General features: G+C 68.5%; 26 protein-coding genes and 1 tRNA gene. 17 read left to right on the forward strand and 10 right to left on the reverse strand.

Annotation, left to right across the window (positions count from 1 at the left end; all coding sequences use genetic code 11):
- Positions 1–93: 93 nt before the first annotated feature.
- On the reverse strand, positions 94–2,619 hold the full coding sequence (locus tag ACWPN8_RS02215; protein WP_492239777.1) for an ABC transporter permease: 2,526 nt from the start codon (positions 2,617–2,619) through the stop codon (positions 94–96).
- A 198-nt stretch (positions 2,620–2,817) separates the two neighbouring features.
- Entirely contained in the window at positions 2,818–3,585 is a 768-nt protein-coding gene (locus tag ACWPN8_RS02220; RefSeq protein ID WP_492239778.1) for an ABC transporter ATP-binding protein, read from the reverse strand.
- A 112-nt stretch (positions 3,586–3,697) separates the two neighbouring features.
- Here ACWPN8_RS02220 and ACWPN8_RS02225 point away from each other — a divergent pair, with 112 nt between their 5' ends.
- From ACWPN8_RS02225 to thpR, 4 genes are all read left to right on the forward strand, one after another.
- On the forward strand, positions 3,698–4,318 hold the full coding sequence (locus ACWPN8_RS02225; protein WP_492239779.1) for an arylesterase: 621 nt from the start codon (positions 3,698–3,700) through the stop codon (positions 4,316–4,318).
- Between the two features lie 6 nt (positions 4,319–4,324).
- A complete protein-coding gene (locus ACWPN8_RS02230) occupies positions 4,325–5,491 on the forward strand; it encodes an FIST signal transduction protein (protein ID WP_492239780.1) in 1,167 nt (388 codons plus the stop codon).
- Positions 5,492–5,519: 28 nt separating this feature from the next.
- Positions 5,520–6,575 (forward strand): NADP(H)-dependent aldo-keto reductase, encoded by a 1,056-nt coding sequence (locus ACWPN8_RS02235; RefSeq protein WP_492239781.1) that lies wholly within the window; start codon positions 5,520–5,522, stop codon positions 6,573–6,575.
- Positions 6,576–6,654: 79 nt separating this feature from the next.
- Positions 6,655–7,206 (forward strand): RNA 2',3'-cyclic phosphodiesterase, encoded by a 552-nt coding sequence (gene thpR / locus ACWPN8_RS02240; RefSeq protein WP_109096006.1) that lies wholly within the window; start codon positions 6,655–6,657, stop codon positions 7,204–7,206.
- Positions 7,207–7,214: 8 nt separating this feature from the next.
- Here the strand turns inward: thpR and ACWPN8_RS02245 are convergent, their stop codons facing one another.
- From ACWPN8_RS02245 to dnaK, 3 genes are all read right to left on the reverse strand, one after another.
- Entirely contained in the window at positions 7,215–8,405 is a 1,191-nt protein-coding gene (locus tag ACWPN8_RS02245; RefSeq protein ID WP_247872785.1) for a GGDEF domain-containing protein, read from the reverse strand.
- 225 nt (positions 8,406–8,630) lie between these two features.
- A complete protein-coding gene (gene dnaJ, locus ACWPN8_RS02250) occupies positions 8,631–9,782 on the reverse strand; it encodes a molecular chaperone DnaJ (protein WP_109096005.1) in 1,152 nt (383 codons plus the stop codon).
- A gap of 151 nt (positions 9,783–9,933) precedes the next feature.
- Positions 9,934–11,850: a molecular chaperone DnaK gene (gene dnaK, locus ACWPN8_RS02255; protein WP_109052287.1), complete on the reverse strand. Its 1,917-nt coding sequence runs from the start codon at positions 11,848–11,850 to the stop codon at positions 9,934–9,936.
- Positions 11,851–12,187: 337 nt separating this feature from the next.
- On the opposite strand from dnaK, the gene ACWPN8_RS02260 reads away from it, so the two are divergent.
- Both ACWPN8_RS02260 and ACWPN8_RS02265 read left to right on the forward strand, forming a co-directional pair.
- Positions 12,188–12,472: a hypothetical protein gene (locus tag ACWPN8_RS02260; protein WP_492239783.1), complete on the forward strand. Its 285-nt coding sequence runs from the start codon at positions 12,188–12,190 to the stop codon at positions 12,470–12,472.
- A gap of 12 nt (positions 12,473–12,484) precedes the next feature.
- Positions 12,485–12,688 carry a hypothetical protein gene (locus ACWPN8_RS02265; RefSeq protein WP_098740861.1) on the forward strand — a complete coding sequence of 68 codons (204 nt, stop codon included), beginning with the start codon at positions 12,485–12,487 and terminating at the stop codon, positions 12,686–12,688.
- Positions 12,689–12,768: 80 nt separating this feature from the next.
- On the opposite strand, the gene ACWPN8_RS02270 is transcribed toward ACWPN8_RS02265, so the two are convergent.
- The 3 genes from ACWPN8_RS02270 to ddpX all read right to left on the reverse strand — a co-directional run bounded on the left by ACWPN8_RS02270 (position 12,769) and on the right by ddpX (position 15,351).
- Positions 12,769–13,299, reverse strand: coding sequence for a hypothetical protein (locus ACWPN8_RS02270; RefSeq protein WP_109096004.1), 531 nt, complete (start codon positions 13,297–13,299; stop codon positions 12,769–12,771).
- A 189-nt stretch (positions 13,300–13,488) separates the two neighbouring features.
- Positions 13,489–14,541, reverse strand: coding sequence for a polysaccharide deacetylase family protein (locus tag ACWPN8_RS02275; RefSeq protein ID WP_109096003.1), 1,053 nt, complete (start codon positions 14,539–14,541; stop codon positions 13,489–13,491).
- Positions 14,542–14,781: 240 nt separating this feature from the next.
- Positions 14,782–15,351: a D-alanyl-D-alanine dipeptidase gene (ddpX, locus tag ACWPN8_RS02280; RefSeq protein WP_492239785.1), complete on the reverse strand. Its 570-nt coding sequence runs from the start codon at positions 15,349–15,351 to the stop codon at positions 14,782–14,784.
- A gap of 197 nt (positions 15,352–15,548) precedes the next feature.
- Between ddpX and tsaB the strand changes: the two genes are divergently transcribed.
- Together tsaB and ACWPN8_RS02290 are read left to right on the forward strand one after the other, a co-directional pair.
- The gene (gene tsaB / locus ACWPN8_RS02285; protein ID WP_492239787.1) at positions 15,549–16,331 is read left to right on the forward strand and encodes a tRNA (adenosine(37)-N6)-threonylcarbamoyltransferase complex dimerization subunit type 1 TsaB; all 783 of its coding nucleotides are present in this window, start codon (positions 15,549–15,551) and stop codon (positions 16,329–16,331) included.
- Positions 16,328–16,795, forward strand: coding sequence for a GNAT family N-acetyltransferase (locus ACWPN8_RS02290; RefSeq protein ID WP_109096001.1), 468 nt, complete (start codon positions 16,328–16,330; stop codon positions 16,793–16,795). Before tsaB ends, ACWPN8_RS02290 begins: the two co-directional genes overlap by 4 nt.
- A 3-nt stretch (positions 16,796–16,798) precedes the next feature.
- Here the strand turns inward: ACWPN8_RS02290 and ACWPN8_RS02295 are convergent, their stop codons facing one another.
- A complete protein-coding gene (locus tag ACWPN8_RS02295; RefSeq protein WP_098740857.1) occupies positions 16,799–17,053 on the reverse strand; it encodes a sulfurtransferase TusA family protein in 255 nt (84 codons plus the stop codon).
- A gap of 89 nt (positions 17,054–17,142) precedes the next feature.
- Here ACWPN8_RS02295 and ACWPN8_RS02300 point away from each other — a divergent pair, with 89 nt between their 5' ends.
- The 9 genes from ACWPN8_RS02300 to ACWPN8_RS02340 all read left to right on the forward strand — a co-directional run bounded on the left by ACWPN8_RS02300 (position 17,143) and on the right by ACWPN8_RS02340 (position 24,576).
- On the forward strand, positions 17,143–17,556 hold the full coding sequence (locus ACWPN8_RS02300) for a Ros/MucR family transcriptional regulator (protein WP_014249126.1): 414 nt from the start codon (positions 17,143–17,145) through the stop codon (positions 17,554–17,556).
- 397 nt (positions 17,557–17,953) lie between these two features.
- Positions 17,954–18,847: a GNAT family N-acetyltransferase gene (locus ACWPN8_RS02305; protein WP_492239788.1), complete on the forward strand. Its 894-nt coding sequence runs from the start codon at positions 17,954–17,956 to the stop codon at positions 18,845–18,847.
- Positions 18,848–18,854: 7 nt separating this feature from the next.
- Positions 18,855–19,721: a lysophospholipid acyltransferase family protein gene (locus ACWPN8_RS02310; RefSeq protein ID WP_109095999.1), complete on the forward strand. Its 867-nt coding sequence runs from the start codon at positions 18,855–18,857 to the stop codon at positions 19,719–19,721.
- Positions 19,722–19,768: 47 nt separating this feature from the next.
- Positions 19,769–19,842: transfer RNA gene (locus ACWPN8_RS02315), tRNA-Gly, on the forward strand.
- A 203-nt stretch (positions 19,843–20,045) separates the two neighbouring features.
- Positions 20,046–20,294: a hypothetical protein gene (locus ACWPN8_RS02320; protein ID WP_492239789.1), complete on the forward strand. Its 249-nt coding sequence runs from the start codon at positions 20,046–20,048 to the stop codon at positions 20,292–20,294.
- An 861-nt stretch (positions 20,295–21,155) separates the two neighbouring features.
- Positions 21,156–21,545, forward strand: coding sequence for a YgjV family protein (locus tag ACWPN8_RS02325; RefSeq protein WP_492239790.1), 390 nt, complete (start codon positions 21,156–21,158; stop codon positions 21,543–21,545).
- A gap of 148 nt (positions 21,546–21,693) precedes the next feature.
- Positions 21,694–22,137, forward strand: a complete 444-nt coding sequence (locus tag ACWPN8_RS02330; RefSeq protein WP_109095996.1) for a ferritin-like domain-containing protein — start codon at positions 21,694–21,696, stop codon at positions 22,135–22,137.
- 151 nt (positions 22,138–22,288) lie between these two features.
- Positions 22,289–22,528, forward strand: a complete 240-nt coding sequence (locus ACWPN8_RS02335) for a hypothetical protein (protein WP_109095995.1) — start codon at positions 22,289–22,291, stop codon at positions 22,526–22,528.
- Positions 22,529–22,707: 179 nt separating this feature from the next.
- Positions 22,708–24,576 carry a hypothetical protein gene (locus ACWPN8_RS02340; RefSeq protein WP_492239791.1) on the forward strand — a complete coding sequence of 623 codons (1,869 nt, stop codon included), beginning with the start codon at positions 22,708–22,710 and terminating at the stop codon, positions 24,574–24,576.
- Between the two features lie 27 nt (positions 24,577–24,603).
- Here ACWPN8_RS02340 and ACWPN8_RS02345 read toward each other — a convergent pair whose 3' ends face one another.
- Positions 24,604–25,383 carry a DUF1003 domain-containing protein gene (locus ACWPN8_RS02345; RefSeq protein WP_492239792.1) on the reverse strand — a complete coding sequence of 260 codons (780 nt, stop codon included), beginning with the start codon at positions 25,381–25,383 and terminating at the stop codon, positions 24,604–24,606.
- Between the last annotated feature and the right edge of the window lie 233 nt (positions 25,384–25,616).

Raw genomic sequence — 25,616 nt, forward strand, 5'->3', positions numbered from 1 at the left:
GTCCGCCAGGCGGTTCAATAGGAATCGGCGGCGCTTTTTCCAGATGAAAAAGCTTTCACGATTCGTTTTTCCTGCGGCTTCATCATACGGGAGTCACTCGTTCCGAAGCAATGGCGCCGAAGGCTGGCCCAGAGCCCGCCAAGTACCATAGAACCCGAAAGCCAGCGTGATCGCCGTACTCAGCAACGCGGTGGTGACGACAGCCGACGGCAGGAAGCTCCATTCCCAATGCATCAGGAACTTCAGCACCGCCCAGGCGGTCAAGGTTCCGATGAAGCCGGCAATGACCGCGGTCAGCAGGCCGAGCAGCCCGTATTCCAGCAGGAAGGCGCGCAGAATGTCGCCGCGCGTGGCCCCCAGCACCTTCAGCACCACCGCGTCGTAGACCCGGCGGCGGTGGCCGGCGGCGACCGCCCCGGCCAGCACCAGCGTGCCGGCGGCCAGCGTGATGCCGGCGACGATGCGCACCGCGGTGCCGATATGGCCCAGCATCTCCGCCACCGTGTCCAGCGCGTCCTTCACCCGCACCATGGTGATGTTGGGGAAGCGTTGCAGGACGGCGCGCTGCACCTGCGTTTCGGCGTCCGGCGTGGCGCGGACGGTGGCGACCCAGGTCTGCGGCGCCCCTTCCAGCGTGCCGGGGGCAAAGACCATGGTGAAGTTGATCGCCATGCTGCTGAAATCGGCGGAACGGACGTTGGCGACCTTCGCCTCGAAGCTGCGGCCCAGGATGTTGACGGTCATGGTGGCGCCGGGACCGATGCCGAAGGCCTCGGCGACGCTCTGGTGGATGGAGATCAGCGGCGGCCCGGCATAGTCGGTCGGCCACCAGGACCCGGCGGTGACGGTGGAGTGCTTCGGCAGCGTCGCCGAATAGGTGATGCCGCGGTCGCCGGCCAGGATCCAGGCCTGCTCCGGGTTGACCAGCGCCTTTTCGGCATCCTCGCCGTTCACCCGCTCGATCCGACCGCGCAGGCTCGGCACCGCCTCGAAGGCGCTGGCGCCGGGGACGGCGGTGACGAGCTCGCGCAAGGGGTCGAACTGGTCGCGCTGGATGTCGACGAAGAAGAAGGCCGGGGCGTCCTGCGGGATCGTCTCCGACACCCGGCGGGAGAAGTTGCCCTGGATCAGCGCGATGGCGACCAGCACCGTCAGGCCAAGCCCCAGCGACAGCACCACCGCCGCCGTCGGGTTGCCCGGCCGGTGCAGGTTGGCGAGCGCCAGCCGCAGGCCGGGACGCCTGACCCGCCCTACCCTCGCAGCACCCCAGGTGACCAGGGCGGCGGCGGCGCGGAAGGCGAGGAAGGTGGCGATGGAGCCGCCGACGAACCACAGGGCGAAGATCTTGTTGTGGGCGGTCAGCACCGCCAGCCCGGCGAGCGCCGCGGCCGATACCACCATCGCGACCGTATAAGGCGTGCGCGGCCGTCCGCCGGCCGGGGCGATCACGTCGCGGAACAGGGCGCCCGCCGGCACCTCGCGCGCCCGGCCGAGCGGCCACAGCGAGAAGGTCAGCGCGGTCAGCACGCCATAGAGGGCGGCGAGCGCCAGGGCGCCGGGATAGACGCCGATGTGGGCCGACACCGGCAGCACGCCGTCGAGCAGCCGGCCAAGCGCCAGCGGCGCCACGGCCCCCAGCGCCAGCCCGATGACGATGCCCAGCAGCGCCAGCGCCAGGATCTGCGCCAGATAGAGCTGGAACACCAGGGCGCCGGGCGCACCGATGCACTTCATCATGGCGATGGTGCGGGCACGCGAATCGAGATGGCTGCGCACCGCGTTGCCGACCCCGACGCCGCCGACCAGCAGCGCGGTCAGCCCGACCAGCGTCAGGAACAGCGTCATGCGGTCGATGAAGCGCTCGATCTGCGGCGAGGCGTTGGTGTAGTCGCGCATCCGCCAGGGCGCGTCGGGGAAGCGGCTGCGCAGGGTATCCTGCCATGCCTTGAGGTCGGTGTCCGGCGGCAGCGCCACCTTGGTGCTCCACCAGGTGAGGCTGCCGGGTTGCAGCAACCCGGTGTTCGCCAGCGACGGCAGCGCCACCAGCAGGCGCGGTCCGAGCGAGAAGGCGTTGGAGGAAGCGCGGTCCGGCTCGCGGTCCAGCACGGCGGCGACGCGGTAGGCGCCCTCGCCGACATGGATGGTGTCGCCGGGCTTGATGCCCAGCCGGTCGACCAGACTGGCCTCGACCACCGCACCCCAGCGGCCGTCCTTCTGCGCCAGCGCGTCGCGCAGGTCGCCGCCGCCGTCCAGCGTCACGGCGCCGTAGAGCGGATAGAGATCGTCGACCGCCTTCAGCTCGACCAGCGATGAGCGGACGTTGTCATCCGCGCGGGCCATCGCCCGCATCTCGGCGGAGGTCGACACCCGGCCGCCGGCCTTCAGCGCGGCCATCTGCCCGTCGGCCGGCGGATTGTAGAGTTGCCGCAACGCGACGTCGCCGCCAAGGATGGAACGCCCGTCGCTCGCCAGCCCGTCGAGCAGCCCGCTCGACACCGACTGCACCGCGGCGATGGCGGCGACGCCCAGGGCGAGGCAGGCGAGGAAGACCCAGAACCCTTTCAGGCCGGTGCGCAGCTCCCGCCGGGCAAGCCGGAGCGCGAGGCTGAGGTTGGTCATCGCGTAGCCCCCTTCCACCTGCTGCTGTCCCCTCTCCCCCCCGGGGAGAGGGTTAGGGTGAGGGGGGTGCGTGGCGAGGATTGCTTCAATGGCGAGGACTTTGCGCGTCGAGCAACGCCACGCACTGCGTCCCCCTCACCCCGACCCTCTCCCCGGGGGGAGAGGGAGTATTTGGCGCGAACATCCTTTCCATCCCCCTCACTCCCCCGCCGCCTGGAGCTTCGCGCGCCGGGCGGCCTGCCCATCGTCGGCGATCCGCCCGTCCGCCAGCCGCACCGTGCGGTCGCAGCGCGCAGCCAGGCTCTGGTCGTGGGTGATCAGCACCAGCGTCGTGCCGCGCCGCTCGGCCAGATCGAACAGCAGCTTGACGATGGTGCTGCCGGTGTCGATGTCGAGGTTGCCGGTCGGCTCGTCGGCCAGCAGTAGCGACGGCTCGGTGACGAAGGCGCGGGCGAGCGCCGTGCGCTGCTGCTCGCCGCCCGACAGCTGGCCGGGATAATGGTGGATGCGATGGCTTAAGCCCACCTGCTCCAGCCCGACGCGGGCGCGGTCGAAGGCGTCGGCGACCCCGGCGAACTCCAGCGGGATGGCGACATTCTCCTGCGCCGTCATGGTCGGCACCAGATGGAAAGCCTGGAAGACGATCCCCACATGCTGGCGGCGGAAGCGGGCCAGCCCATCCTCGTCCAGCTTCCCGAGATCCTGGCCGGCGACGCGGACGAGGCCGCCGCTGGGGCGTTCCAGCCCGGCCATCACCATCATCATGGTGGACTTGCCGGAGCCGCTGGGGCCGACGACGCCGACCCGCTCGCCGGCCGAAACCTGAAGATTCACGCCGCGCAGGATGTTGACGGGTCCGGCGCCGCTGTCCAATTTCAGGTGGACGTCGTCGAGTTCAACGATGATTTCGTTTGAAGGCCGGGCGATGGAGTTTGACGACGTTGCAGGGGACTGAGCCTTGGACATGCGACACTCGCACAAGCGGAATGGACCATCGCCATATGGCACGACCCGCCGGGCTTTCAACACGGGCGCCCTTGGCGCCGCACTCGCCTTTCTTCTTGCCGCAGGGGCATCGATGACCGTTCCGACCCGCGCGGCTGCCGCGCCGCCGGTGAAGCTGCTGGCGCTGGGCGACAGCCTGACCGCCGGCTACGGCTTGCCCGAACCGCAGGGCTTCACCCGCCAGCTGGAAAAGGCGCTGGCGGCGAAGGGCTACAGCGTCACCGTCGTCAACGCCGGCGTGTCGGGCGACACCACCGCCGGTGGGCGGGCGCGGCTGGACTGGGCGCTGGCCGACAAGCCGGACGCCGCCATCGTCGAGCTGGGCGCCAACGACATGCTGCGCGGGCTCGACCCCGGTCAGGCCAGGGCCAACCTCGACGCCATCCTGAAGACGTTGAAGGAGCGCAAGGTGCCGACCCTGCTGGCCGGCATGTTCGCCTCGCCCAGCCTGGGCAAGCCCTACACCGACAGCTTCAACGCCATCTACCCGGATCTCGCCAAGACCTACGATGTGCCGCTCTATCCCTTCTTCCTCGACGGGGTGGCGTTGCAGCAGGCGCTGATCCAGCCGGACGGCCTGCACCCCAACGCCCAGGGCGTGGCGGTGATCGTCGAGCGCATCCTGCCCTCCGTCACCGCCCTGCTCGACAGCCTGCCGCAAATCCAGAAGACTACAGAAAAGACCGGAGGCTGAGCCGCCATGACCGTGACCCCCATGACCGTGCCCCAGGACAGCGACACCCGCTTTACCGCCGCCTGCGCCGCCGGGTCCGAGTGGGGGCCGACGGTCAAGGCCTGCCTGGACCGGCTGGGGCCGGTCGCCGGCTGCAACCTGGGCTTCCTCTATCTGACCGACGGGCTGGCGGAGCATGCGACCAGCATCGTCACCCTGCTGCGCGGCGTTACCGGCATCCGCCATTGGGTCGGCACCGCCGGCATCGGCGTGATGGCGAACGGTGCGGCCCTGTTCGACGAGCCGGGGCTGGCGATCATGGCCGCCCGCCTGCCGGAGGACAGCTTCCGCCTGTTCCCCACCCTGACCGACGGGCTGGAGCCGCTGCGCGGCAATGCCGGCGGCTGGCTGGACAAGCATGGCGCGGCGCTGGCGCTGATCCATGTCGACCCGCACCATGCCGACATGGCCGGGCTGGTCGCCCGTTTGTCGGAGGAGGCCGGCGTCTTCCTGGTCGGCGGCCTGACCGCCTCGCGCGGGGAGTTCCCGCAGATCGCCGCCGGGGCGGAGGATGCCGACCCGGTCACCGACGGCGGCGTGTCCGGCGTGCTGTTCGCGCCGCAGCTGCCGGTCGCCACCGCGCTGACCCAGGGCTGCCGCCCCATCGGGCCGACGCGCACCGTCACCGCCAGCGACGACAACGTGATCCTGGAGATCGACGGCCGCCCGGCGCTCGACGTGTTCAAGGAGGACATCGGGCCGGAGCTTGCCGCCGACCTGCGACAGGTGGCCGGGGTGATCTGCGCCGGGCTGCCGATCGCCGGCTCCGACACCCAGGATTATCTGGTGCGCGACCTGATCGCCATCGACCCGCGCGCCGGCTGGCTCTCCATCGCCGAACGGGTGACCACCGGCCAGCCGGTGATGTTCACCCGCCGCGACGCGGAGACCGCCGCCGCCGACATGCGCCGGATGCTGGACAGCCTCAAGAAACGGGTGAAGGCGACGCCGAAGGGGGCGGTGTATGTCAGCTGCATCGCCCGCGGCCCCAGCCTGTTCGGTGCCGCCAATGCCGAGCTGTCGATGATCCGCGAGGTCTTCGGCGACATCCCGCTGACCGGCTTCTTCGCCTCGGGCGAGGTGTCGCACAACCGGCTCTATGGTTACACCGGCGTGCTGACGCTGTTTCTGTAAAGATCATTTCGAATAAGGAACGTTCCGGATGCAGTATCGTCCGCTTGGCCGCACCGGCCTGTCGGTCAGCGCCATCGGCCTGGGCACCATGACCTGGGGCCGCCAGAACACCGAGGCCGAAGGCCATGCCCAGATGGATGCGGCGCTCGACCGCGGCATCAATTTCTGGGACACGGCGGAGATGTACGCCATCCCGCCCACCGCCGACACCTATGGCAAGACGGAGGAGGTGATCGGCAGCTGGTTCCAGTCGCGCGGCAAGCGCGACCGGGTGATCCTTGCCAGCAAGATCATCGGCCTGCCGGCCGGCGGCTTCGGCTGGATACGCGACGGCAAGTCGCGGCTCGACCGCGCCAACCTCTTCGCGGCGGTGGAGGCCAGCCTGTCGCGGCTGAAGACCGACTACATCGACCTCTACCAGATCCACTGGCCCGACCGCGTCACCAACCGCTTCGGCGGCCGCACCTATCAGCACAAGCCCGAGCAGGACGCCGTGCCGATCGAGGAGACGCTGGCGGCGCTGGCCGAGCTGGTGCAGGCGGGGAAGATCCGCCATGTCGGCCTGTCGAACGAAAGTCCGTGGGGCGTCATGCGCTGGCTGCGCGCCGCCGAGGTGGCAGGGGAGCCGGCCGGTCTGCCGCGCGTCGCCTCGATCCAGAACGCCTACAACCTGCTGAACCGGACCTTCGAGAACGGCTTGTCGGAGGTGGCCCTGCGCGAGGATGTCGGGCTGCTGGCCTATTCGCCGCTCGCCGCCGGCACGCTGACCGGCAAGTACCTGAACGGCGCCATCCCGCCGGGCAGCCGCCGCTCGCTCGACCACCGGCCGTCGCGCTACAACACGGTCAATGCCGACGCGGCGACCGAGGCCTATCTGGACATCGCCCGCCGCCACGGTCTGGCGCCGAACCAGATGGCCATCGCCTTCACCCTGCAGAAGCCCTTCGTCACCTCCTCGCTGATCGGGGCGACGACGATGGAGACGCTGATCTCCAACATCGACTCGGTCGGGCTGACCCTGTCGCCCGAGGTGTTGGCGGAGATCGACGCCGTGCACAACCGCATGCCGGATCCCTGCCCGTAAGCCACCGTACGGCCCGCACCCTTCATCGAACGGGGGCGGGCCGTTGCAGCAACCGGCCCTGCAAGTCTGGAGGTGCCCCATGCTCCGCCTGTTCGTCGCGCTCGACCTGACGGAGGAGGTTCGCCGGCGGCTGGCCGGTCTGGGCGGCGGGGTGCCCGGCGCGCGCTGGACCGAGCCTGAGAATATGCACCTGACCCTGCGCTTCATCGGCGAGGTGCCGGAGGATCAGGCGATGGACATCGACGCCGCCCTGGCGGAACTGCGGGCGCCGGCCTTCGCGCTCACCCTCGACGGGGTCGGCGTGTTCGGCGCCGGCCGCAAGGCACGGGTGCTGTGGGCGGGGGTGGAGCGCAACGAGGCGCTGGCCCATCTCCAGGCCAAGGTCGAGTCCGTCGTCGTCCGCTGCGGCCTGCCGGCGGAGGAGCGGAAATTCTCCCCCCACATCACGCTGGCCCGGCTGAAGGACGCGCCGGCCGACCGCATCGGCCGTTTCCTGTCCGACCGCGGCCTGTTCCGCGCCGGCCCGATGCCGGTCGACCGCCTCACCCTCTACCGCAGCCATCTCGGCAACGGCGGCGCGGTGTATGAGGCGTTGGGGGAGTATCCGCTGGACGGCCCGGCGGAAAGCTGACTGGGCGCTCAGGCGGTGATGCCGTCCCAGGGATCGGTCTCGGCGTCGGGCTTGACGCCGGCGCCGGTGACGACCACCCGGTCCTTGCCGTCCTGCTTGGCGCGGTACATGCGCTGATCGGCCAGTTCCACCAGCGCTTCCCAATCGGCGGGGCGGTCGGCCGTCTGTTCGGCGATGCCGATGCTGGCGGTCTGCAAACTGCCGTCCGGCCGCTTGCCGAAGCCGGCGCGGCGCATGCGCTCCACCGCGATCATCGCGCCGTCCACCGGGGTGTCGGGCATGACGACCAAAAACTCCTCGCCGCCCCAGCGGATCAGGGCGTCGGACTGGCGCAGCAGGCTGCGGATGGTGTTGGCGGCATGACGCAGGACGCGGTCGCCCTCCTCATGGCCATAGCGGTCGTTGACCGCCTTGAAGTCGTCCAGATCGACGAAGATCGCCGTCAGCGGCTGTGATGCCCGCTCGGCATGGGCGACCTGGAGTTTCAGCAACTCCTCGCCGATCCGGCGGGAGAAGGCGCCGGTCAGCGCGTCGTGCGCCGCCTGCTCCAGCAGCGCGATCATGAAATGCAGCTGGCTGATCGCCGCCAGCGTCGCCACCACCGCGATCAGCGCCAAGAGCCACAGCGCGCTGATGTAGGAGGGGAACGGCATCACCAGCGAGCCGTAGAAGCCGGCGGCCAGATGGGCACCCAGCATCGGTGCGGCGAACAGCGCCCCCTCCAGCGCGGTCAGCGGAAAGACGCTGAGCCCCGCCACCATCACGAAGGGCAGATAGCCGTAGCCGGCGCTGACGGCGATGCGCAGGTCGTCGACCCCCTGGTTATAGAGGAGCGGGTGCGAGACGGCGAAGAACACGGTCGGGATCGCCAGCAGCGCGGCCAGCCGCCACCAGGCGCAGGCCATGTCCTCGCAGGACCGGCGGTCGAAGGCGAGCGCCAGGAAGGCGGCGCTGGCGGTCAGGCGCAGCAGGATCAGCCAGATCGCCAGCGACCATTCAAAGACGGTGACGTCGATGGCGATCCACAGCGGCGTCAGGATGCCGAAGATCAGCGCCACCATGCGCACACGCGACTGGATCATCGCGGCGCGGCGGCGTTGCAGGATCGGCGAGTGGCCCGCCGGCAGGATCAGGTCGGGCAGCTCGTCGCCGCGGACGAAAGCGTCGACCAGCGCGGTGAGAAGCCTCTCAACCCGCATGAGGCAGCCTGCCCCCGGCACCGGCCGGGCATGTCGCCAATGGATTAGCCATGCTGGGTGATTACACGTGCATGACCGCCCCTTCAACGGCTTTCGCGCAAAAACCGCTCGGCAGCCGTGGAAAACACGCAAAGATCCCAGTATGCGACAAAAAGTAACGGGCGGCGCATCATCGACGCGCCGCCCGTCCAGACAGTCCCGATTTGTCCCCGGCGATGGCCGGGATCAGTCCTTCAGGTCTTCCCAAAGCTCCTTCACCTTGGCGAAGAAGCCTTCCGACTGCGGGTTCGACCCTTCCTTTGCGGCGCCCTCGAACTCGCGCAGCAGTTCCTGCTGGCGCTTGGTCAGGTTCACCGGGGTTTCCACCACCGCCTGGATGTACATGTCGCCGCGCTGGGCGCTGCGCAGCACCGACATGCCCTTGCCCTTGATGCGGAACTGGTGGCCCGACTGGGTTCCCGGCGGCACCGTCACCTTGGTGCGGCTGCCGTCGATGGTCGGCACCTCCACCGCCCCGCCGAGCGCCGCCGTGGTCATCGGGATCGGCACCCGGCAGTGGATGTTGGCGCCGTCGCGCTGGAAGATCGGGTGCGGGGCAAGCGCCAGGAAGATGTAGAGGTCGCCGGCCGGCGCCCCGCGCAGGCCCGCCTCACCCTCGCCCGCCAGACGGATGCGGGTGCCGTCCTCGACGCCGGCGGGGATGTTGACCTGAAGGGTCTTCTCCTTGCGCAGCCGGCCGGAGCCGCCGCAGGTCTTGCAGGCGTCCTTGATGACCTTGCCGGCGCCGTGGCAGCCGGGGCAGGTCCGCTCGATGGTGAAGAAGCCCTGCTGCGCCCGCACCTTGCCGTGACCCTGGCAGGTCGGGCAGGTGATCGGCTGGGTCCCCGCCGCGGCACCCGACCCGTTGCAGCCGTCGCACTGCACGGTGGTGGGCACGCGGATGGTGGTCTGGGTGCCCTTGAAGGCCTCCTCCAGCCCGATCTCCAGATTGTAGCGCAGGTCCTGGCCGCGGCCGGACGCACCGCCGCCGCCGCGGCGCCCGCCCATGAACTCGCCGAACATCTCGTCGAAGATGTCGGCGAAGCCGCCGCCGCCGCCGAAGTCGAAGTTGAAGCCGCCGGCGCCCGCACCGGCACCCGGACCACGGCCATTCTCGAAGGCGGCGTGGCCGAACCGGTCGTAGGCTGCGCGCTTCTGATCGTCCTTCAGGACCTCATAAGCCTCGCTGACTTCCTTGAACTTCTGCTCGGCGTCCTTGTCACCCTGGTTGCGGTCCGGGTGGTACTGCATCGCCATCTTGCGATAAGCCTTTTTCAGCTCATCCGCGCTGGCGTTCTTCGCCACACCGAGCAGCTCGTAATAATCCTGTTTCGCCATGGGGGCCGACCGCCTTTGAGTCGTTCTGGTCCAAACTGTCCGCGTCGCGTCGGAGCCTGACCCCAGCATACCGAAGGCCCGCCGCCGGGGAAAGGCGGCGGGCCATCGATGCTCGCGTCAGGTCCGTATCAAAAAGAAGCTGGCGTCGGGCTTATGCCGACTTCTTCTTGTCGTCCTGGACCTCCTCGAAGTCGGCGTCGACGACGCCCGGCTCGTTCGGCTGGGCGCCCGGCGCCTCGCCGCCCGCAGCCGGGGCCTCGCCCTGGCCGGCCTTGTACATCGCCTCGCCCAGCTTCATGGAGACCTGGGCCAGGGCCTCGGTCTTCGCCTTGATGCCGTCCAGATCCTCGCTGTCCAGCACCGACTTCAGTTCGGCGACGGCAGCCTCCGCGGCGGTCTTGTCGGAGGCCGGGATCTTGTCGCCGTTCTCCTTGATGGTCCGCTCGGTGGTGTGGATCAGGGCGTCGGCATGGTTGCGGGCGTCCACCAGTTCGCGGCGCTTCTTGTCGTCGGCCGAATGGGCCTCGGCGTCCTTGACCATCTTCTGGATGTCGGCGTCCGACAGGCCGCCCGAGGCCTGGATGCGGATCTGCTGCTCCTTGCCGGTCGCCTTGTCCTTCGCCGTGACGCTGACGATGCCGTTGGCGTCGATGTCGAAGGTCACCTCGACCTGCGGCACGCCGCGCGGGGCCGGCGGGATGCCGACCAGGTCGAACTGGCCCAGCATCTTGTTGTCGGCCGCCATCTCGCGCTCGCCCTGGAAGACGCGGATGGTGACGGCGTTCTGGTTGTCCTCGGCGGTCGAGAAGGTCTGGCTCTTCTTCGTCGGCACCGTGGTGTTGCGGTCGATCAGGCGGGTGAAGACGCCGCCCAGCGTCTCGATGCCCAGCGACAGCGGGGTGACGTCGAGCAGCAGGACGTCCTTGACCTCGCCCTTCAGCACGCCGCCCTGGATGGCGGCGCCGATGGCGACCACCTCGTCCGGGTTGACGCCGCGGTGCGGCTCACGGCCGAAGAACTGCTTCACCGCGTCGATGACCTTGGGCATGCGGGTCATGCCGCCGACCAGGATCACCTCGTCGATCTCGCTGGCCTTCAGCCCGGCGTCCTTCAGGGCCGCCTTGCAGGGCTCGATCGTGCGCTGCACCAGCTCGTCCACCAGGGCTTCCAGCTTGGCGCGGGTCAGCTTGATGTTCAGGTGCTTCGGACCGGTCTGGTCGGCGGTGATGAAGGGCAGGTTGACTTCGGTCTGCGTGGTGGACGACAGCTCGATCTTCGCCTTCTCGGCAGCTTCCTTCAGGCGCTGCAGCGCGAGCTTGTCCTTGCGCAGGTCGATGCCCTGCTCCTTGCTGAACTCGTCGGCAAGATACTCGATGATGCGGCTGTCGAAGTCCTCGCCGCCCAGGAAGGTGTCGCCGTTGGTCGACTTCACCTCGAACACGCCGTCGCCGATCTCCAGCACGGAGATGTCGAAGGTGCCGCCGCCCAGGTCATAGACCGCGACGGTGCCGGACCCCTTCTTCTCCATGCCGTAGGCGAGCGCCGCGGCCGTCGGCTCGTTGATGATGCGCAGGACTTCAAGCCCGGCGATCTTGCCGGCGTCCTTGGTGGCCTGGCGCTGGCTGTCGTTGAAGTAGGCCGGGACGGTGATGACCGCCTGCGTGACCTTCTCGCCCAGATAGTTCTCGGCGGTCTCCTTCATCTTGGTGAGGATGAAGGCGCTGATCTGGCTGGGGCTGTACTTCTTGGAGTGCGCCTCGACCCAGGCGTCGCCGTTGTCGCCGGAGATGATGCGGTAGGGAACCAGGCCCTGGTCCTTCTTCGTCAGCGGATCGTCGAAGCGGCGGCCGATCAGACGCTTGATGGCGAAGAGGGTGTTTTCCGGATTGGTGACCGCCTGGCGCTTGGCGGGCTGGCCGATCAGCCGCTCGCCGCCCTGGCTGAAGGCGACCATGGACGGCGTCGTCCGCGCGCCCTCGGCGTTCTCGATCACCTTGGCGCTGCCGCCTTCCATAACGGCGACGCACGAGTTCGTGGTGCCGAGGTCGATACCAATCACTTTGCTCATGTTCAGCCTCTTTCGTTCGGCAGATGCGTGGCGGCCCGTCTGGTCCGGCACCGCCGCGATCCCCATAGGGTCGGTGAAACGTCGGTGGAGCGCTTGGGGTCCTGGTGTCCGGGGGCGACACATGAAAGCGATGCCCCCGGGTCCGGCCCGTGCTGGCGGAGATATAGGCGGAGCCGTTTCGGGCTGCAACAGGGTGGCGCGCCTTTCAGCCTGCAAAAGCGGGGAAAAAACGCGTCCCCAACAGCCTTTGCCACACCGCCGCCGTCCTATTGCTCCTGGCAATAGAATACCGGTGTATTCAAGTACGCAAGGACGAGTATCCCGATATTCAAGCGCGATGATTCAAATCGTCACAGGTGTTACAAGAGATAAATCCTTAGCTTATGAACTAGTCAAGGAAGTTAACCTTTCATTAACAAGCAACCGCGTGCAAAGCTGTGTGCAATCAATTCGCAGTTGCTATGATTATTCAAGTTTTGGAGAATCTAATAGTGAAACCCCAAAAGGAATATGCTATCTCGTTTACCCATTGGGGATGACCGCAAGGGAAGGGGCCGGCAATGCTGCCGCTGCCGCCGCCGGGCCATGCGGTTCAATTGCGATGCTGGTCACACAGGTGTGAAAGGGAAGCGCGATGATGGACGAACGACGCGACGTGGCCCTGGCCATCAAGTCCTGCCTCGACAGCCTGATGAGCGATGCCACGCGATGCGATCTGGACGATCTGGTGCGCTTCCTCAGCCTCGCCGCCCTTGCGGCCGAAGAGGCCGCCGTCGCCCACGACCCGCATGCGCTCCGCATGAAGGCGCTGATGGCCACCGGCGCCGGCCACTGCTGACCGGCGTTCCTCCCATGACGGCGTTGCGGTAACCCTGTCCCGAAGAGGCGGATGCCTTCCGTCTCACAAAACCTGCCGCCTCACAAAATCTCCGCATTGCGGATGGCGTCGTCGATCCGGCCCAGCATCTCGGCGCAGGATTCGTCGCCATCCATCAGGTCGGGCAGCGCGAAGCTGAACATGGCGACCGCGGCGACGGACCCTGCCGCATCGGCGCGCTCCGCACCGACCAGCCACAGATAATGGGTCTCCGCCCGGCCGTCCTCTTCCGTCCGCATCATCGCCTGGGCGATCACGGCGCCGTCGGACCGGCTGTCCACGGTCCGGTCCCCTGCCCGCTGGTCCTGCGGCCGGACAAAGCGCAGAGCCATTTCCTGCAAGGTTGCGGCGGTGCCGCCGGAGTCCGGCCGCGGCACCACCCGGTCGGTCACCAGCCGCAGGACGCCCGCGGCCGGCGGCGGCGGCCGGAAGGTGCCGACCGGCTGCCCTTCATGCTCCTCCACATCGACGGCCCAGCCGGCCGGCAGCCGGAACCGCACCGTGTCGGCCCAGCCGATGTCGGAGCCCTGCGCGCCCCCAGGCCCGCTTGCTGAATAGGTGTCGTCGGCCATGGCCCGCTCCCGAAAAATCGCCCGCTTGTGAAAACGCCCATTTCTGGAAACCGCAGCGCGCCACGCGACGGCCCGCCGGAACCGGCACCATAGGCGTGGCGGAACCGGCCGCCAATGCCCGATTGATGCGGTCGGAAATGCCCGGGGACTGCCCTGGGGACTGCCCTGGGAACTGTTGGTGCGGCCGGTTTACTCCGGGATCAGGAACTGCACGCCCAGCCAGCGCCAGCGGCCGTCGGCGGCCGGCAGCGTGCAGTTGACGCGCGCCCGGCCCGGCGGGAAGGGATCGCGGATGCGGACCTCCACCCGGTCCTCGGCGATGCGTTCCAGCGCGGTGCGGCCCTGGCCGGTGGCGAAGCAGGCCAGCTTGGAGCTGTCGCCCACCCCGTCGGCGATGGTGAAGCCGAGCGGCGGCGGGTTGACGGTGACCAGCGGGTCGTCGGGCGTCAGGTCCGACACCGGCAGCGGCAGCGCGTTGGCCGCCAGCTCGAACCGGTCGGCGCTGCCATAGGTCTCGTTCATGACGAAGCGCGGCAGGCTCCAGGGATCGGCCTGCGGGTGCAGGACCCCCGACTGCTGGCCGAAGGCGGCGGTGAAGCCCTGGTCGATCACCATCTGCCGCACCGCCAGCGAATATTCGCCCTGCGGATAGGCCAGGACCGCCGGGCGCCGCCCCAGCTCCGCCTGGAAGCGGTCGGACATCCGGCGCAGGTCGGCGGCGAGCTGGTCGGGGCTGCGCGCCAGCATCGACTGGGTGGAGGTGCCGAGCGCCCCGATGGTGACGCCGGCCGCCGCCAGCTGGCGGATTTCGCCCCAGGTCATGTGGGCGGGGGAGCCGCGGTCCACCGCATCGGTGGCGACGAACAGGGTGAAGGGCAGATTGGCCGCCTTCAGCCGCGGCCACGCCTCGGTGAAGGCGGAGCGGCTGGCCTCGTCGATGGTGATCGCCACGGTGCGGTCGGGCAGCGGCTTGCCGGTGCGCAGCGCGTCCAGGATCTTCGGCAGGGGCAGGACGGTGTAGTCGCCGTCGGTCAGCTCGTCCAGATGGGCCTCGAACTGGTCGATGCGGATGCTGATCGACGGGTTCTGGTCCTCGCCGAAGCGGTCATAGGCGAACACCACCGCGCTGGCGCCCTGCGGAGAGGCGGCTTCGGCGGCGGCGGGCCGGGACACCGGCACGAACGCGGTCCAGATGGACAGCGCGGCGGCGGCGACTACCGAGACGGCACGACGGAACGGCATGGCGCCCTTGCGGAAAAGGCTGATTGGGGCGACCTCCGCCCCAACGCAAATGATGTGCCACAGTCCCCGTCCTGCGAACAAGCGCCGTCCGCCGCTTTCCTGCGGAGAGCAGAGATGCGGTGCGCGCGTGCAACAATGGAACGCCTCAGGCGTAGCACACGTAGAAATGAGCCGGGGCAAATGAGCTTCGGCAGATGGGTTCGGCAGACGGGTTTGGGCCGGTACCGGCCGCCCCTGTCCCTACATCAGCCGGCCGCCGGCCGCGGCGTCGGTCAGCAGCGGGTAGCGTTCGGCATCCGGCAGCTGGTAGTGCCACCATTCCGAGGGGTAATGCTCCCACCCCGCCCCCACCATCACGCCCAGCAGCAGGGCGCGGTTGCGCTGCTGGTCGGCGGTCAGGTCGCTGCGGCCATGGTGCGACCGCTCGGTCATCGCGTCGAACCCGGTGCCCATGTCCAGCGGCACGCCGGCGGCATCCACCAGCGTCAGGTCGATCGCCACGCCGCGGGTGTGGTTGGACCCCAGCCGCGGGTCGGCGATATAGGTGGGATCGGGGAAGGCGTGCCAAAGCCTCCATTGCGCCTCCGCCGGGCGGAAGGCATCGTACACCCGCAGCCGGCAGCCGATGCCGCGGGCCAGCCGGATGGCGTCGCCGAGCCGGCGGGCCGCGTCGGGGTGCAGCATGCACACCGCCGAGCGGTAGATCGGCACGCCCGACAGATTGTCGGCGGTGGCGTAGAGAAGCTCCAGGTCGATGTCGAAGGCCGGAGGCGTGATCTCGGTCAGCATGAACAGGGCAACCGTCGGCATATGAGAAAGACGATCGTCCTGTAGCATGGCCGCGGCGCCGTCTGCCATGGTCGCGGGTCTGCCATTCCCATGGCGGCGTGCCATGACGGCCGGCCCCATTTCGGGATGATGCCGCACGGTGAGGAAATCCGTGGCAGTCTGGCTTGCGTATCATGAACGGGCCGTCCGCGGGTCGCGGCGGCAGGGAAGGTGGGGTGATGAAGGTTCTGGGTCTGGATACGGCCACGTCGGGCTGTTCGGCGGCAGTGTGGGACGGAACGGCCGGTCAGGATGACGGTGCGCGGGTGACCGTCCGGCGCAGCCCGCCGATGGCGCGCGGGCAGGCCGAAGTGCTGGTGCCGCTGGCGCAGGAGGTGCTGGCCGACGCCGGCGCCGGTTTCGCCGACCTCGACCGCATCGCCGTCACCGTCGGGCCGGGCGCCTTCACCGGGCTGCGCATCGCGCTGGCCGCCGCGCGCGGCATCGCCGTCGCCCGGGACCTGCCGGTGATCGGCATCACCAGCTTCGACGCCATCGCCCATGGCGTGCCGGTCGCCGAGCGTGCCGGCCGGTTCCTGCTGGTTGCCGTCGACAGCCGGCGGGCGGAACCCTTCCTTCAGCTCTACGACGCGGCGCTCGCCCCCGTCGGCGATCCGGCGATGCCCGATCCGGCGGCGATCCCCGGCTGGCTCGACGGGCTGTACCCGTCCGGCCCGCTGCTGCTGGCCGGCGACGCGGCGGCGGTGCTGGCGCCGCTGCTGGCCGGGCGTGGCGATCTGGCGCTGGCGTCCGGCGACGGGCTGCCGGATGCCGCCGTGGTGGCGGCGCTCGGGGCCGTCCGCCCCACCGGCCTGCCAGTCGACCCCTTCTATCTCCGCCCGCCCGACGTCACCCTGCCTAAGACGGGGGGGCCTAAGACGGGGGGGCCGAAGACCGCGGGACCGAAGACCGCGGCAGCCAAGCCGGGGAGCAAAGCCGTACCGGGCGGAGCCGCGGCATGACCGCCGCCGTCCGCCTCCACCCCGCCGGCCTGCTGGAGGCCGGTGTGGTGGCGGCCCTGCAGCAGGCCTGCTTCCCGGACGATCCCTGGGACGAGGCGTCGGTCGCCACCCTGATCGTCCCGCCGGCCGGCTTCGCCACCATCGCCCTCGACGACCGGGACCGGCCGCTCGGTTTTGTGATGGCCCGGGTCGCGGCGGAGGATGCGGAGATCCTCGCCATCGGCGTGCTGCCGCAGGCCCGCCGCGGCGGCATCGGCCGCCTGCTGGTGGAGGCTGCGGTCAGCGGATCGCAGGACCTGGGCGCGACTGCATTGTTTCTTGAAGTTGCCGAGGATAACCCGGCAGCTTCGAGTCTATACAAGGCCAGCGGCTTTTTTTCGGTCGGGCGTCGCCCCGGATACTACAAACGACCGGATGGACGGGTCGCGGCACTTGTTCTGCGCCGCAATCTTGACGGGGCATAGGGGTTAATTTTTCTGCACGATCAGGCGATGGACGCCGTCGGGCTCATCCATTCGTTCGGGGTGGACAGAGAGAATGCTGTGACCCAACTCGATCAAGGATCGTGGAACGTTTTCCAAGGGTTCACCGGCATTCAGCCGGACTTCGAGGGTCTGCCCCGCGTCCATCCGCTCCACCATCAACTTGGTCTTGACGAAGGTTAACGGACAAACCTGCGAGGTGATGTCGAGAAACAAGTCTGTGGAGATTTTTTCGGTCACCGATTCCTCTTTGTTCCAAAGGATGGATATTGCACGATGCAGGAAACCTCTTTATATGGTGAGGTACGAATGCCGCGGAGCAAGCTTACATGAGCAACGGGTCCCCTTCCAACGCGCTGTTGTCTCTGACCACGGAGATCGTGGCGGCGCATGTCTCAAACAATACAGTCGCACTGACCGATCTTCCGACTCTGATCGAACAGGTCTACAAGTCGCTGGCCAATGTCGGCACCGAACCGGTGGTGGCGGAAGAGCGTCCGCAGCCTGCCGTGCCGATCAAGAAGTCGGTCACGCCGGACTATATTGTGTGCCTGGAAGACGGCAAGAAGCTGAAGATGCTGAAGCGCCATCTCAAGACGGCGTACAATATGACACCAGAAGAATACCGTGACCGCTGGGGCCTGCCGGCCGACTACCCGATGGTCGCGCCGAACTACGCCCGCCAGCGCAGCTCGCTGGCCAAGCAGATCGGTCTCGGTACCCGCGCCCGCCGCGGCGCCTGAGGGTTGGGGGTCCCGCAGGGCGGACCGGTGCCGTGCCGGCGCCGCCGCCCTTTTCCGCCCCCTCCCCTTCCCTTCCGCGCCCGTCGATCCCGCCTTCGCTGCGGGTGGTCCGTCCGGCAGGGCGTCGGCGCCGACCTGCTCTCCGGCGCTCCAGACTCCACAACTGCAAAATCACGCAGGCCGATCCGCTGCCGGCCAAGGGTGCCGGCTGACCGCGTGCCGCGCTGTCGGCTACGATGTCGGTTGACCGGCAACCGGCGGATCGTGTTATGCCTTGTGGCGCGCGCGACTCTGTCGTCCCGACCCAGCCGCTGTGGCCCGGCCGTTACAGTCCGGCGGCGTCAGGCAGGGAGGCGCAGCGCATAGTCCCGAACCATCATCGCAGCGGACCCTCGACATGGCTGATGCAAGCTTGGACCAGCCGGGCATGACCCGGACTAGCCCGGAGCGGCGCGAGGCGTCCGCACCCGATGCCTCCGGTGTCGGCGGCGAGAAGCTGACGGACGGTATTCGCCTGGGCACACTGGAGGTGCGGCTGGCCCGCTCGGCTGAGGAGATCGATTGGGCGCAGGCGCTGCGCTACCGCGTCTTCTATGAAGAGATGGCGGCGGTCCCCTCTCCGGCGATGCAGGCCCGGTCCCGCGATTTCGACGATTACGACGGTGTGGCCGACCATCTGCTGGTCATCGACCACGCCCGCGGCAACGGCCCCGACATGGTGGTCGGAACCTACCGGCTGATCCGCCGCCCCGCCGCCGAGAAGGTCGGCCGCTTCTATTCCAGCGACGAATACGACATCGGCCGCCTCGCCAGCTATCCCGGCGAGGTGCTGGAGCTGGGGCGCTCCTGTGTCGATGCCGGCTATCGGTCCCGCGGCAGCATGCAGCTGCTGTGGCAGGGCATCGCCGCCTATGTGTTCCAGCACGACATCGCCCTGATGTTCGGCTGCGCCAGCCTGCCCGGCACCGATCCGGATGCGCTGGCGGAGCCGCTGTCCTACCTTTACCATCACCATCTCGCCCCGGCGGAGCTGCGGGCGACGGCCTTGCCGGAACGCTTCGTCTCGCTGAACCGCATGCCCAAGGACCAGATCGATCCGCGCCGCGCGCTGAACATCCTGCCGCCGCTGATCAAAGGGTATCTGCGGCTGGGCGGTTTCATCGGCGACGGTGCCGTGATCGACCATCAGTTCAACACCACCGACGTCTGCATCGTGGTGAAGAGCGATCTGATCACCGACAAGTACGCCAAGCATTACGAGCGTCGCAGCCGCGACAGCCAAACCGGCTGAGGCCATCATGACCCGCACCGCCCGCGCCCTGGGCTCCTCCGGCCGCGGCGCCCTGCGCCTGACGATCTATCTGCTGTGGACGCTGCTGCTGATCCCGCTGCAAGCCCTGGCGGTGGCGCGCGGCTGGCGGCTGCGCAGCACATTGCCGGCCTTCTATCACGGCGTCTGTGCCCGTGTGATGGGGCTGGATGTGGTGGTGCGCGGCCAGCGGGTGGCCGACGGGCCGGTGCTGTTCGTGTCCAACCACTCCTCCTATTTGGACATCACGGCGCTGGGGTCGCAGATTCCCGGCTCCTTCATCGCCAAGTCGGAGGTTGGGAGCTGGCCCTTCTTCGGGCTGCTGGCCCGGCTTCAGCGCACGGTGTTCGTTGAACGCAAGGCCCGCGCCTCGGTCGACAAGCAGCGCGACGACATCGGCAGCCGTCTGGATGCCGGCGACAGCCTGATCCTGTTCCCGGAGGGCACCTCCAGCGACGGCAACCGCACCCTGCCCTTCAAGACCGCCCTGTTCGCGGTCGCCGCCCGCCGCATCGACGGCCGTCCGCTGACGGTGCAGCCGGTCAGCGTCGCCGCCACCCGCCTGGACGGCATCCCGATGGGCTTCGCCTTCCGCCCCTTCTATGCGTGGTACGGCGACATGGATCTGGCGCCGCACCTGTGGCAGGCCTTCCGCCTGGGCGGCATGACGGTGGAGGTTGAGTTCCACCCGCCGGTGACCATCGACGGCTTCAGCAGCCGCAAGGCGCTGGCCGAGCATTGCCATCGGGTGATTTCCGACGGCGTCGCCTGCGCCATTTCCGGCCGTCCGTCCGTCCCCGCCCCGGCGAAAGAAGCCACGTCTCCGGCCCCCGCTCCCACCGCCGCGAGTGCTTGATTCCGCTCTTGTATCCGATGCGGCACTCGCCTATAAACAGCGGGCGCGCGGGTGTAGCTCAATGGTAGAGCAGAAGCTTCCCAAGCTTACGACGAGGGTTCGATTCCCTTCACCCGCTCCAAACGCCATGCCGGCTGCATGGCATCCGGCCTTGGGCCGCTTCAGTTCCTGAAAATTTGAAATTTCAAAGACGGGCGGTTCGCACCGATGGGTGCGGATGGGCGCTCTCTTTTGCGTGGGCGGTTCGCCGATGGCGCAATTGCTCGAAGAGCCCCGATCTCTGAAGCTGGGCGATGCCGTTCAGCAGAAAGAAGGGAACCGCCGATGCCGCCGATCGAAAGAGCCCGCAGGCTGAGCCGTTCACTGCAGGCGCGCTTCCGCATCGACCTGTTCTCCGCCCTTGTCGAGCGCGAATTCGAACGGCGTCTGGCCGACGCCATCGTCGAGGCCGAACGCGACGCCTACCGGCGCGGGCGCGAGGAGGCACAGGCGGGGCTGGCCGCCGGTGCGGTCAGTCCAGTTCAGCGGCCGGAAGCGACGGTGCGGCCGGACGGCCCGCCCATGACCATGTAAGCCCGGCACGCTCGGCGCAGGCGTAATGCCAAGGGTTCTGGTCGCCATGCCCGGCCCAATGGGGGTCGCCGGCACGGATCGGCCTGCCGCAGCAACAGCACAGCGGCCCGTTGCGGCCGGCACGGCCACCATGCGCGCGCGATGCACCGGTCTTGGTCGACTTCGGCTTCGGTTCCCAGCCCAATGAGGCGGGATGCCGTCCATACAGCGCCATGGTGGTTCCCCCGGTTCGCCCTGATTGCGTTCGCCCTGATTGCGGATGATCCCCCGATCCCGGTCCGGCGACCCTCGCAACGAATCCTCCGAAAACGAGGCCGTCGATAACGATGCCGCCGTGACGGGGCGAGAATGCCGTCCTCAGTCCGCTTTGCCAACGACAAGGATGGACAGGATCCAACCCGAAATCGCCGGGCCCGCACCTATGCAATCTTTCAAAACCATTTCCATCACAGGGCGCCGGGGCAGAGGACACACAATAATCACCGGCTTTGACGACGGGAGACACATGATTGCGCTTCCCAACTTTCGGTGGTTGCCAGCCGGTCGTCTTTTGGTCTGTTTCCGGTCACATCGATGTTCATATCTGGTTAACCGTCCGGGACTAGCGTCCGCCGCCTTCGCTGCACTGCGGCATGTTCTTCGTGCGAAGGCGTTCCATGACGGCATTTCTGCTGGATTATCTTCCGACCCTGACCTCCCAGTCCGTCACGCTGTCGCCGGTTGCGGCAACCGGCATCGCCGGACTGTCGGCGGCCACCCTGTCGACGCTGCTCGGCGGCCGGCGGGCGATCCTGCTGGCGCAGGCGACGGCCTCCTCCCTCTTCCTGCTTCACTTCCTGTTGCTGGGCGCCCGAGACCGGCATGCTGATGTGCGGGCTGGGATTGATCCAGATGGCGGTGCGCGTGCGCCGGCACCCCGGCCGGGCGCTCGGCCTTCTCTATGGGTTGACCGTTCCGGCGGCGCTGGCGGTGGCGGCGCTGAGCTGGCAGGGGCCGATGTCGGCGCTGTCGGCGACCGGCTTCCTGCTGGCCACGCTCGGCCGCTGGCAGAGCGAGGTCGGGCGGATGCGCCTGTTCTTCATCCTGGCGACCCTGGTCGGGTCGGGACACAATATGCTGGCCGGCTCTGTCTTCGGGCTGGTGTCGGACGCGATGGGCCTGTCCGGTCATTGCATCGGCTTGTGGCGGGCTGGGATATTCCGCGGCCGTCCGTTCCCTGCACGCAACCCCTCCGGCCAAGTGGCGGCATAAGGCGTCCTCGTTCGCCTGCCCGCCTTGTCTCCCTTGGCGTGTCTCTCCCCGCCTGTCTCTCCCGGAGTGCTCCCGGTGGCTGGCGGGAACATTCAGCCCTGCGCATTGGTTGTGGCACCGTAGGGGACGCATGGGAGGGCTTGCCGTCATGGAAAAGGACGAGATCGTCGATACGCTGAACGAGCTGATCCGCATCGTCGAGGACAGCCATGAAGGCTATCGGCAGGCCGCCGAAACCGCCGAGGACGGGGATCTGAAGGCCCTGTTCAACGATCTCGCCGCCCAGCGCGGCGCCATCGTGCGCGAGATTCAGCGGCTGGTCGCCGAACAGGGCGGGGCGCCGGACATGGGCGGCACCATGCTGGGCGGCGCGCACCGCTTCTTCCTGGAACTGAAATCCACCGTGCTCGGGCATGACCGGGCCGCGATCATCACCGAGGTCGAGCGCGGCGAAAGCGAATGCCTGCGCCGCTATGACGAGGCGATGGCGAAGGAGCTTCCGCTGCCGATCACAGCGGTGATCGCCCAGCATCTCGACCGCATCCGTGTCGACCGGGACCGCATGGCGGCCCTGCGTGGGGTGGTGGCTTGATGGTGCGTCGCAGCATTGCGGGTGTGGAAAAGCGGGCGTAGGCTTTTTGCAATGGCTGCGACGAACCGGTACGGCCGCAGGGTTGTGCCGCCGCCATTGCCGATCATCCGGCTCCGGTGGCCGGATGTCCACTCCACCTGGACATGGATTGATGAACAGCGACAAACCGAAGAACGCGGACCTGACCGGCAACGATCTGGTGACGAAGGGCGCTTTCGCGCTCTATCGCGCCGAGAATGCCCACCGTGTGTCCGAATTCGAGAAGTCCCAGAATGCCGAGGCGGCCATCGCCGCCGATTTCGACGCCTACCGCACCCGTTACCTGCGGAAGTTCAAGGACGTCTTTGAAAGCCTGTCCGAGCAGGGACTGACCGTCACCCGCGCGGTCTGAGCGTTATGTGGACGGCGCCCGGAACGACGGCCGCAAGGGCGACCGCCGCCTGGGCGCCGTCCACCCCGCTTCCGTCTGCCAACGCCGCCGCTGCGGCAAGCCGTCAGCACCGACGGATTGCGGATTGAAACGATTGGGAAAGCTGCGGGGCCGCCGCTATACTGCGCGGCATGGCCCGTATGCTGTTCCTCCGCGACATCGACGCCGACGTGCAACTGCGCTGCCGCGCCTGCGGACATGGCGGCGTGCTGCCCCGTGCCATGCTGGAGCGGCGCTTCGGCCCCAATTACCCGGTTCTGTCGATCGCGCCGCATTACCGCTGCTCGCGCTGCGATTCCCGCGACACCGAAAGCCGGCCGATCCTGGCCGTTCCGGCGGCCCCCACCGCTGCCCCCGCCGCTGACGAGCCGTCCTTCGACGCGCCGCTGGCGGCGCTGAACGGGCTGCTCGCCTCGTTGCGGGGAGACAATGGTCCGGACAGGGCCGTGGACAGGGATCCGCCCGCTCCCCCGCCTCCCCCCGCTCGCGCCAAGCCCCTGTCGGAGCTTCCGCTGTCCGATCTCGTGGCCGACGGGCCGGGAGACGGCGAGGCCGAACCGTTGTGGGAGCCGGTGTCCCTCGCCGACATGGCGGCCCGGCTTGGCCGCAGTTCGCCGCCCGACGAGTGGGAGGACAAGTGGAACGACGATCCGGAGGAGGAACCGGCTGCGGGCGATTCCAGGGGTCCGACCAGGTTCCCGGCCAACGACGCGTTGCCGGAACCGGCTCCTGCGGGCGCTCCGGACGATGTCGATGATGATGAGGATGGCGACGACGAGACGCTGATGGCGATGCGCCAGCTGCTGGCGCAGGCCTATGGGTCGGATGACGAGTTCGACGAGGATCAGGAGGGTGAGCAGGAGGACGGGCGGAACGGCGCCATGCCGCAGCCTCCCGCCGGCCGTGCTGCGAACGCCGCTGACCGGCGGCCTGCCGACGATTTCGCCGGCGACAGCTTCAGCGGTGGTTTGAGGGGCGATTTGAATGGTGGCAACGGGCCTGCCCCCGGCCCTGATGACGACGAACCGACGGCCTTCTCGCACAAGGTTCTGGTGCGCCGGGATTTCGAGGACGAGTGGGCCGATAGCGATGCCGATGGCGATGCCGACCCCTGGGCGGCGGACGCGGACGAGGACGACCGCGAGGACGGGTTCGACGACGGCGAGCCGGACGGCGAGGAACCGTCGGAGGAGGACATCCTGTCCTTCGCCATCCGCGACCCGGAAAAGCCCGCCACAGCCTCCCGTCCCGCCAAACCCGTGCCGGCGCCGGCCGCCGAGCCACTCGACTTCGACCAGCACCGCGCCGAACGCCGCGCCCTGCGCCCGCCGCCGCCGGAGGACGAGGAAGGTTTCGACCGCACCCTGGCCGCCCTGCGGTCGATGATCGAGGATGCGGCGAACGAGACGGAGGAGGAGGACGCCGCGCCCCTGCCCCCGCCCACGCCGCCCCCGCCGCGCAGGACGCCGCGCGGCGCCGGCCAGACGGCCGACAGGTCCGCGGTGAAGCCGGTGGACAAGCCTCTTCCCCGCGAGGAGGAGGACGAGCCGCCGGCCGGCCGGGACGATGACGACGACGATGGTTGGTCGCTGCCGGCCGGCTGGGGCGATCCCGACCCGGCGCCGGAGCCGCCCGTCGCGGAGACCGCCTCCCCCGACGCGGCCCCTGCCGGGCGCCGCTCGGCCCAGGAGCGCGAGATCGAGGAGGCGATGAAGGCCCTGCGCGGGCTGATCGAGGACGAGGTGAACGCTGACCCGCCGGCATCTCCCCCGGCATCTCCCTCGGCGCCTCCGCCGGTTCAGCCGAAGCCCCGTGCCGGCAAGCCGCGCCAGTCCCGCGGCGGACCGGCCGCGCCGGATGCCGTCCGTCCGCAAAGCGTCCAGGCACCGGAGGTGGCGCCGCCGGAAGAGGACCTGTCCGGCAAGCCCGCCGGCGAGCCGACGCCGCTCAGCAAGACCATCGCCGCGCTGCGCGGCATGCTGGAACTGGACGGCCGGCGCAAGCGCTGACGCTCCGGCCGTCCAGCCGGAGGGCGCTTATCTCCGCAGGCGCTTTTCCTGCATGATTTCCAGCTGCAGCTGCTGGATTTCGGTCAGCCGCTGCCACTGGCGCTGGATCAGATAGTCCATCTTCTCGTGCAGGTGTCGGATTTCCAGCTCTGCCTTCAGGTTGACGCGGTAGTCGTTTTCGGAGCGCAGCCGGTCCTTCGCCTCCTGCCGCTTCTGGCTCATCATGATGACCGGCGCCTGGATGGCGGCCAGACAGGACAGCAGCAGGTTCAGCAGGATGAAGGGATAGGGATCGAAGGCGCGCGCATCGCCCTCGACGATGTTGATCAGCATCCACACGCCGAGGAAGAAGGCGAAGGAGATCAGGAAGGCCCAGCTGCCGCCGAAGGTGGCGAGGCCGTCCGACAGCCGTTCGCCCAGCGTGCGGTGGTCGTCATATTCCTCCTCCGGGTTCTCGGCCAGCGTCTCGTGCCGGGCGAGGCTTTCGGCGACCTCGCGGTCCAGCTCGCTGAGTTCGCCATGCTCCTCCTTCAGCAGCTCGGCGACATAGAGCGAACGGTAGCGCGCCAGCTCCTGCCGGCTGATCTGCGCGTCATGCTCCAGATGCGGGTGGTCGTGGCGGATGCGGTCGGCCAGGCTGGGGCGCAGCGCGTCGAGCGCGATCAGGTCGCGCTTCGGCCGGCGCTTGCCGCTGATGGCGCAGGGCTGCCGCTTGGACGCCTGATCGGCGGCATCGTGATTGGTGGATGGGAAAGTCGGCTCCGCGGACTCGTCACCGTCCCCCGGTGGAAACTGATGATCGGCCATGATGTCGCCCTCCCCGCATGCACATTCCGGCGCGGGCGACTTTATGCCTGATTATTTTGACAATCCGGTTAAATCACCGAAAGGCGAAGACCGCAGGTAAGGAAGCGATGGCCTTGCAAAGGCTGGACATCACCGGCGACGCCGGCCGCATCGGCTGTCCATCGGGCAATTCCGGATGAATTCCGGTTCATCTTCGCCACAAGCGGACAACGCCGAACGGAAAAGGGGCCGCC

Source organism: Azospirillum sp. UENF 112521, assembly GCF_058780665.1.

Bases quoted from the DNA above. Each gene is read 5' to 3' on its own strand.
- ACWPN8_RS02215 (WP_492239777.1), bottom strand. From the start codon at position 2,619: ATGACCAACCTCAGCCTCGCGCTCCGGCTTGCCCGGCGGGAGCTGCGC.
- ACWPN8_RS02220 (WP_492239778.1), bottom strand. From the start codon at position 3,585: ATGTCCAAGGCTCAGTCCCCTGCAACGTCGTCAAACTCCATCGCCCGG.
- ACWPN8_RS02225 (WP_492239779.1), top strand. From the start codon at position 3,698: ATGACCGTTCCGACCCGCGCGGCTGCCGCGCCGCCGGTGAAGCTGCTG.
- ACWPN8_RS02230 (WP_492239780.1), top strand. From the start codon at position 4,325: ATGACCGTGACCCCCATGACCGTGCCCCAGGACAGCGACACCCGCTTT.
- ACWPN8_RS02235 (WP_492239781.1), top strand. From the start codon at position 5,520: ATGCAGTATCGTCCGCTTGGCCGCACCGGCCTGTCGGTCAGCGCCATC.
- thpR (WP_109096006.1), top strand. From the start codon at position 6,655: ATGCTCCGCCTGTTCGTCGCGCTCGACCTGACGGAGGAGGTTCGCCGG.
- ACWPN8_RS02245 (WP_247872785.1), bottom strand. From the start codon at position 8,405: ATGCGGGTTGAGAGGCTTCTCACCGCGCTGGTCGACGCTTTCGTCCGC.
- dnaJ (WP_109096005.1), bottom strand. From the start codon at position 9,782: ATGGCGAAACAGGATTATTACGAGCTGCTCGGTGTGGCGAAGAACGCC.
- dnaK (WP_109052287.1), bottom strand. From the start codon at position 11,850: ATGAGCAAAGTGATTGGTATCGACCTCGGCACCACGAACTCGTGCGTC.
- ACWPN8_RS02260 (WP_492239783.1), top strand. From the start codon at position 12,188: ATGATTCAAATCGTCACAGGTGTTACAAGAGATAAATCCTTAGCTTAT.
- ACWPN8_RS02265 (WP_098740861.1), top strand. From the start codon at position 12,485: ATGATGGACGAACGACGCGACGTGGCCCTGGCCATCAAGTCCTGCCTC.
- ACWPN8_RS02270 (WP_109096004.1), bottom strand. From the start codon at position 13,299: ATGGCCGACGACACCTATTCAGCAAGCGGGCCTGGGGGCGCGCAGGGC.
- ACWPN8_RS02275 (WP_109096003.1), bottom strand. From the start codon at position 14,541: ATGCCGTTCCGTCGTGCCGTCTCGGTAGTCGCCGCCGCCGCGCTGTCC.
- ddpX (WP_492239785.1), bottom strand. From the start codon at position 15,351: ATGCCGACGGTTGCCCTGTTCATGCTGACCGAGATCACGCCTCCGGCC.
- tsaB (WP_492239787.1), top strand. From the start codon at position 15,549: ATGAAGGTTCTGGGTCTGGATACGGCCACGTCGGGCTGTTCGGCGGCA.
- ACWPN8_RS02290 (WP_109096001.1), top strand. From the start codon at position 16,328: ATGACCGCCGCCGTCCGCCTCCACCCCGCCGGCCTGCTGGAGGCCGGT.
- ACWPN8_RS02300 (WP_014249126.1), top strand. From the start codon at position 17,143: ATGAGCAACGGGTCCCCTTCCAACGCGCTGTTGTCTCTGACCACGGAG.
- ACWPN8_RS02305 (WP_492239788.1), top strand. From the start codon at position 17,954: ATGGCTGATGCAAGCTTGGACCAGCCGGGCATGACCCGGACTAGCCCG.
- ACWPN8_RS02310 (WP_109095999.1), top strand. From the start codon at position 18,855: ATGACCCGCACCGCCCGCGCCCTGGGCTCCTCCGGCCGCGGCGCCCTG.
- ACWPN8_RS02320 (WP_492239789.1), top strand. From the start codon at position 20,046: ATGCCGCCGATCGAAAGAGCCCGCAGGCTGAGCCGTTCACTGCAGGCG.
- ACWPN8_RS02325 (WP_492239790.1), top strand. From the start codon at position 21,156: ATGCTGATGTGCGGGCTGGGATTGATCCAGATGGCGGTGCGCGTGCGC.
- ACWPN8_RS02330 (WP_109095996.1), top strand. From the start codon at position 21,694: ATGGAAAAGGACGAGATCGTCGATACGCTGAACGAGCTGATCCGCATC.
- ACWPN8_RS02335 (WP_109095995.1), top strand. From the start codon at position 22,289: ATGAACAGCGACAAACCGAAGAACGCGGACCTGACCGGCAACGATCTG.
- ACWPN8_RS02340 (WP_492239791.1), top strand. From the start codon at position 22,708: ATGCTGTTCCTCCGCGACATCGACGCCGACGTGCAACTGCGCTGCCGC.
- ACWPN8_RS02345 (WP_492239792.1), bottom strand. From the start codon at position 25,383: ATGGCCGATCATCAGTTTCCACCGGGGGACGGTGACGAGTCCGCGGAG.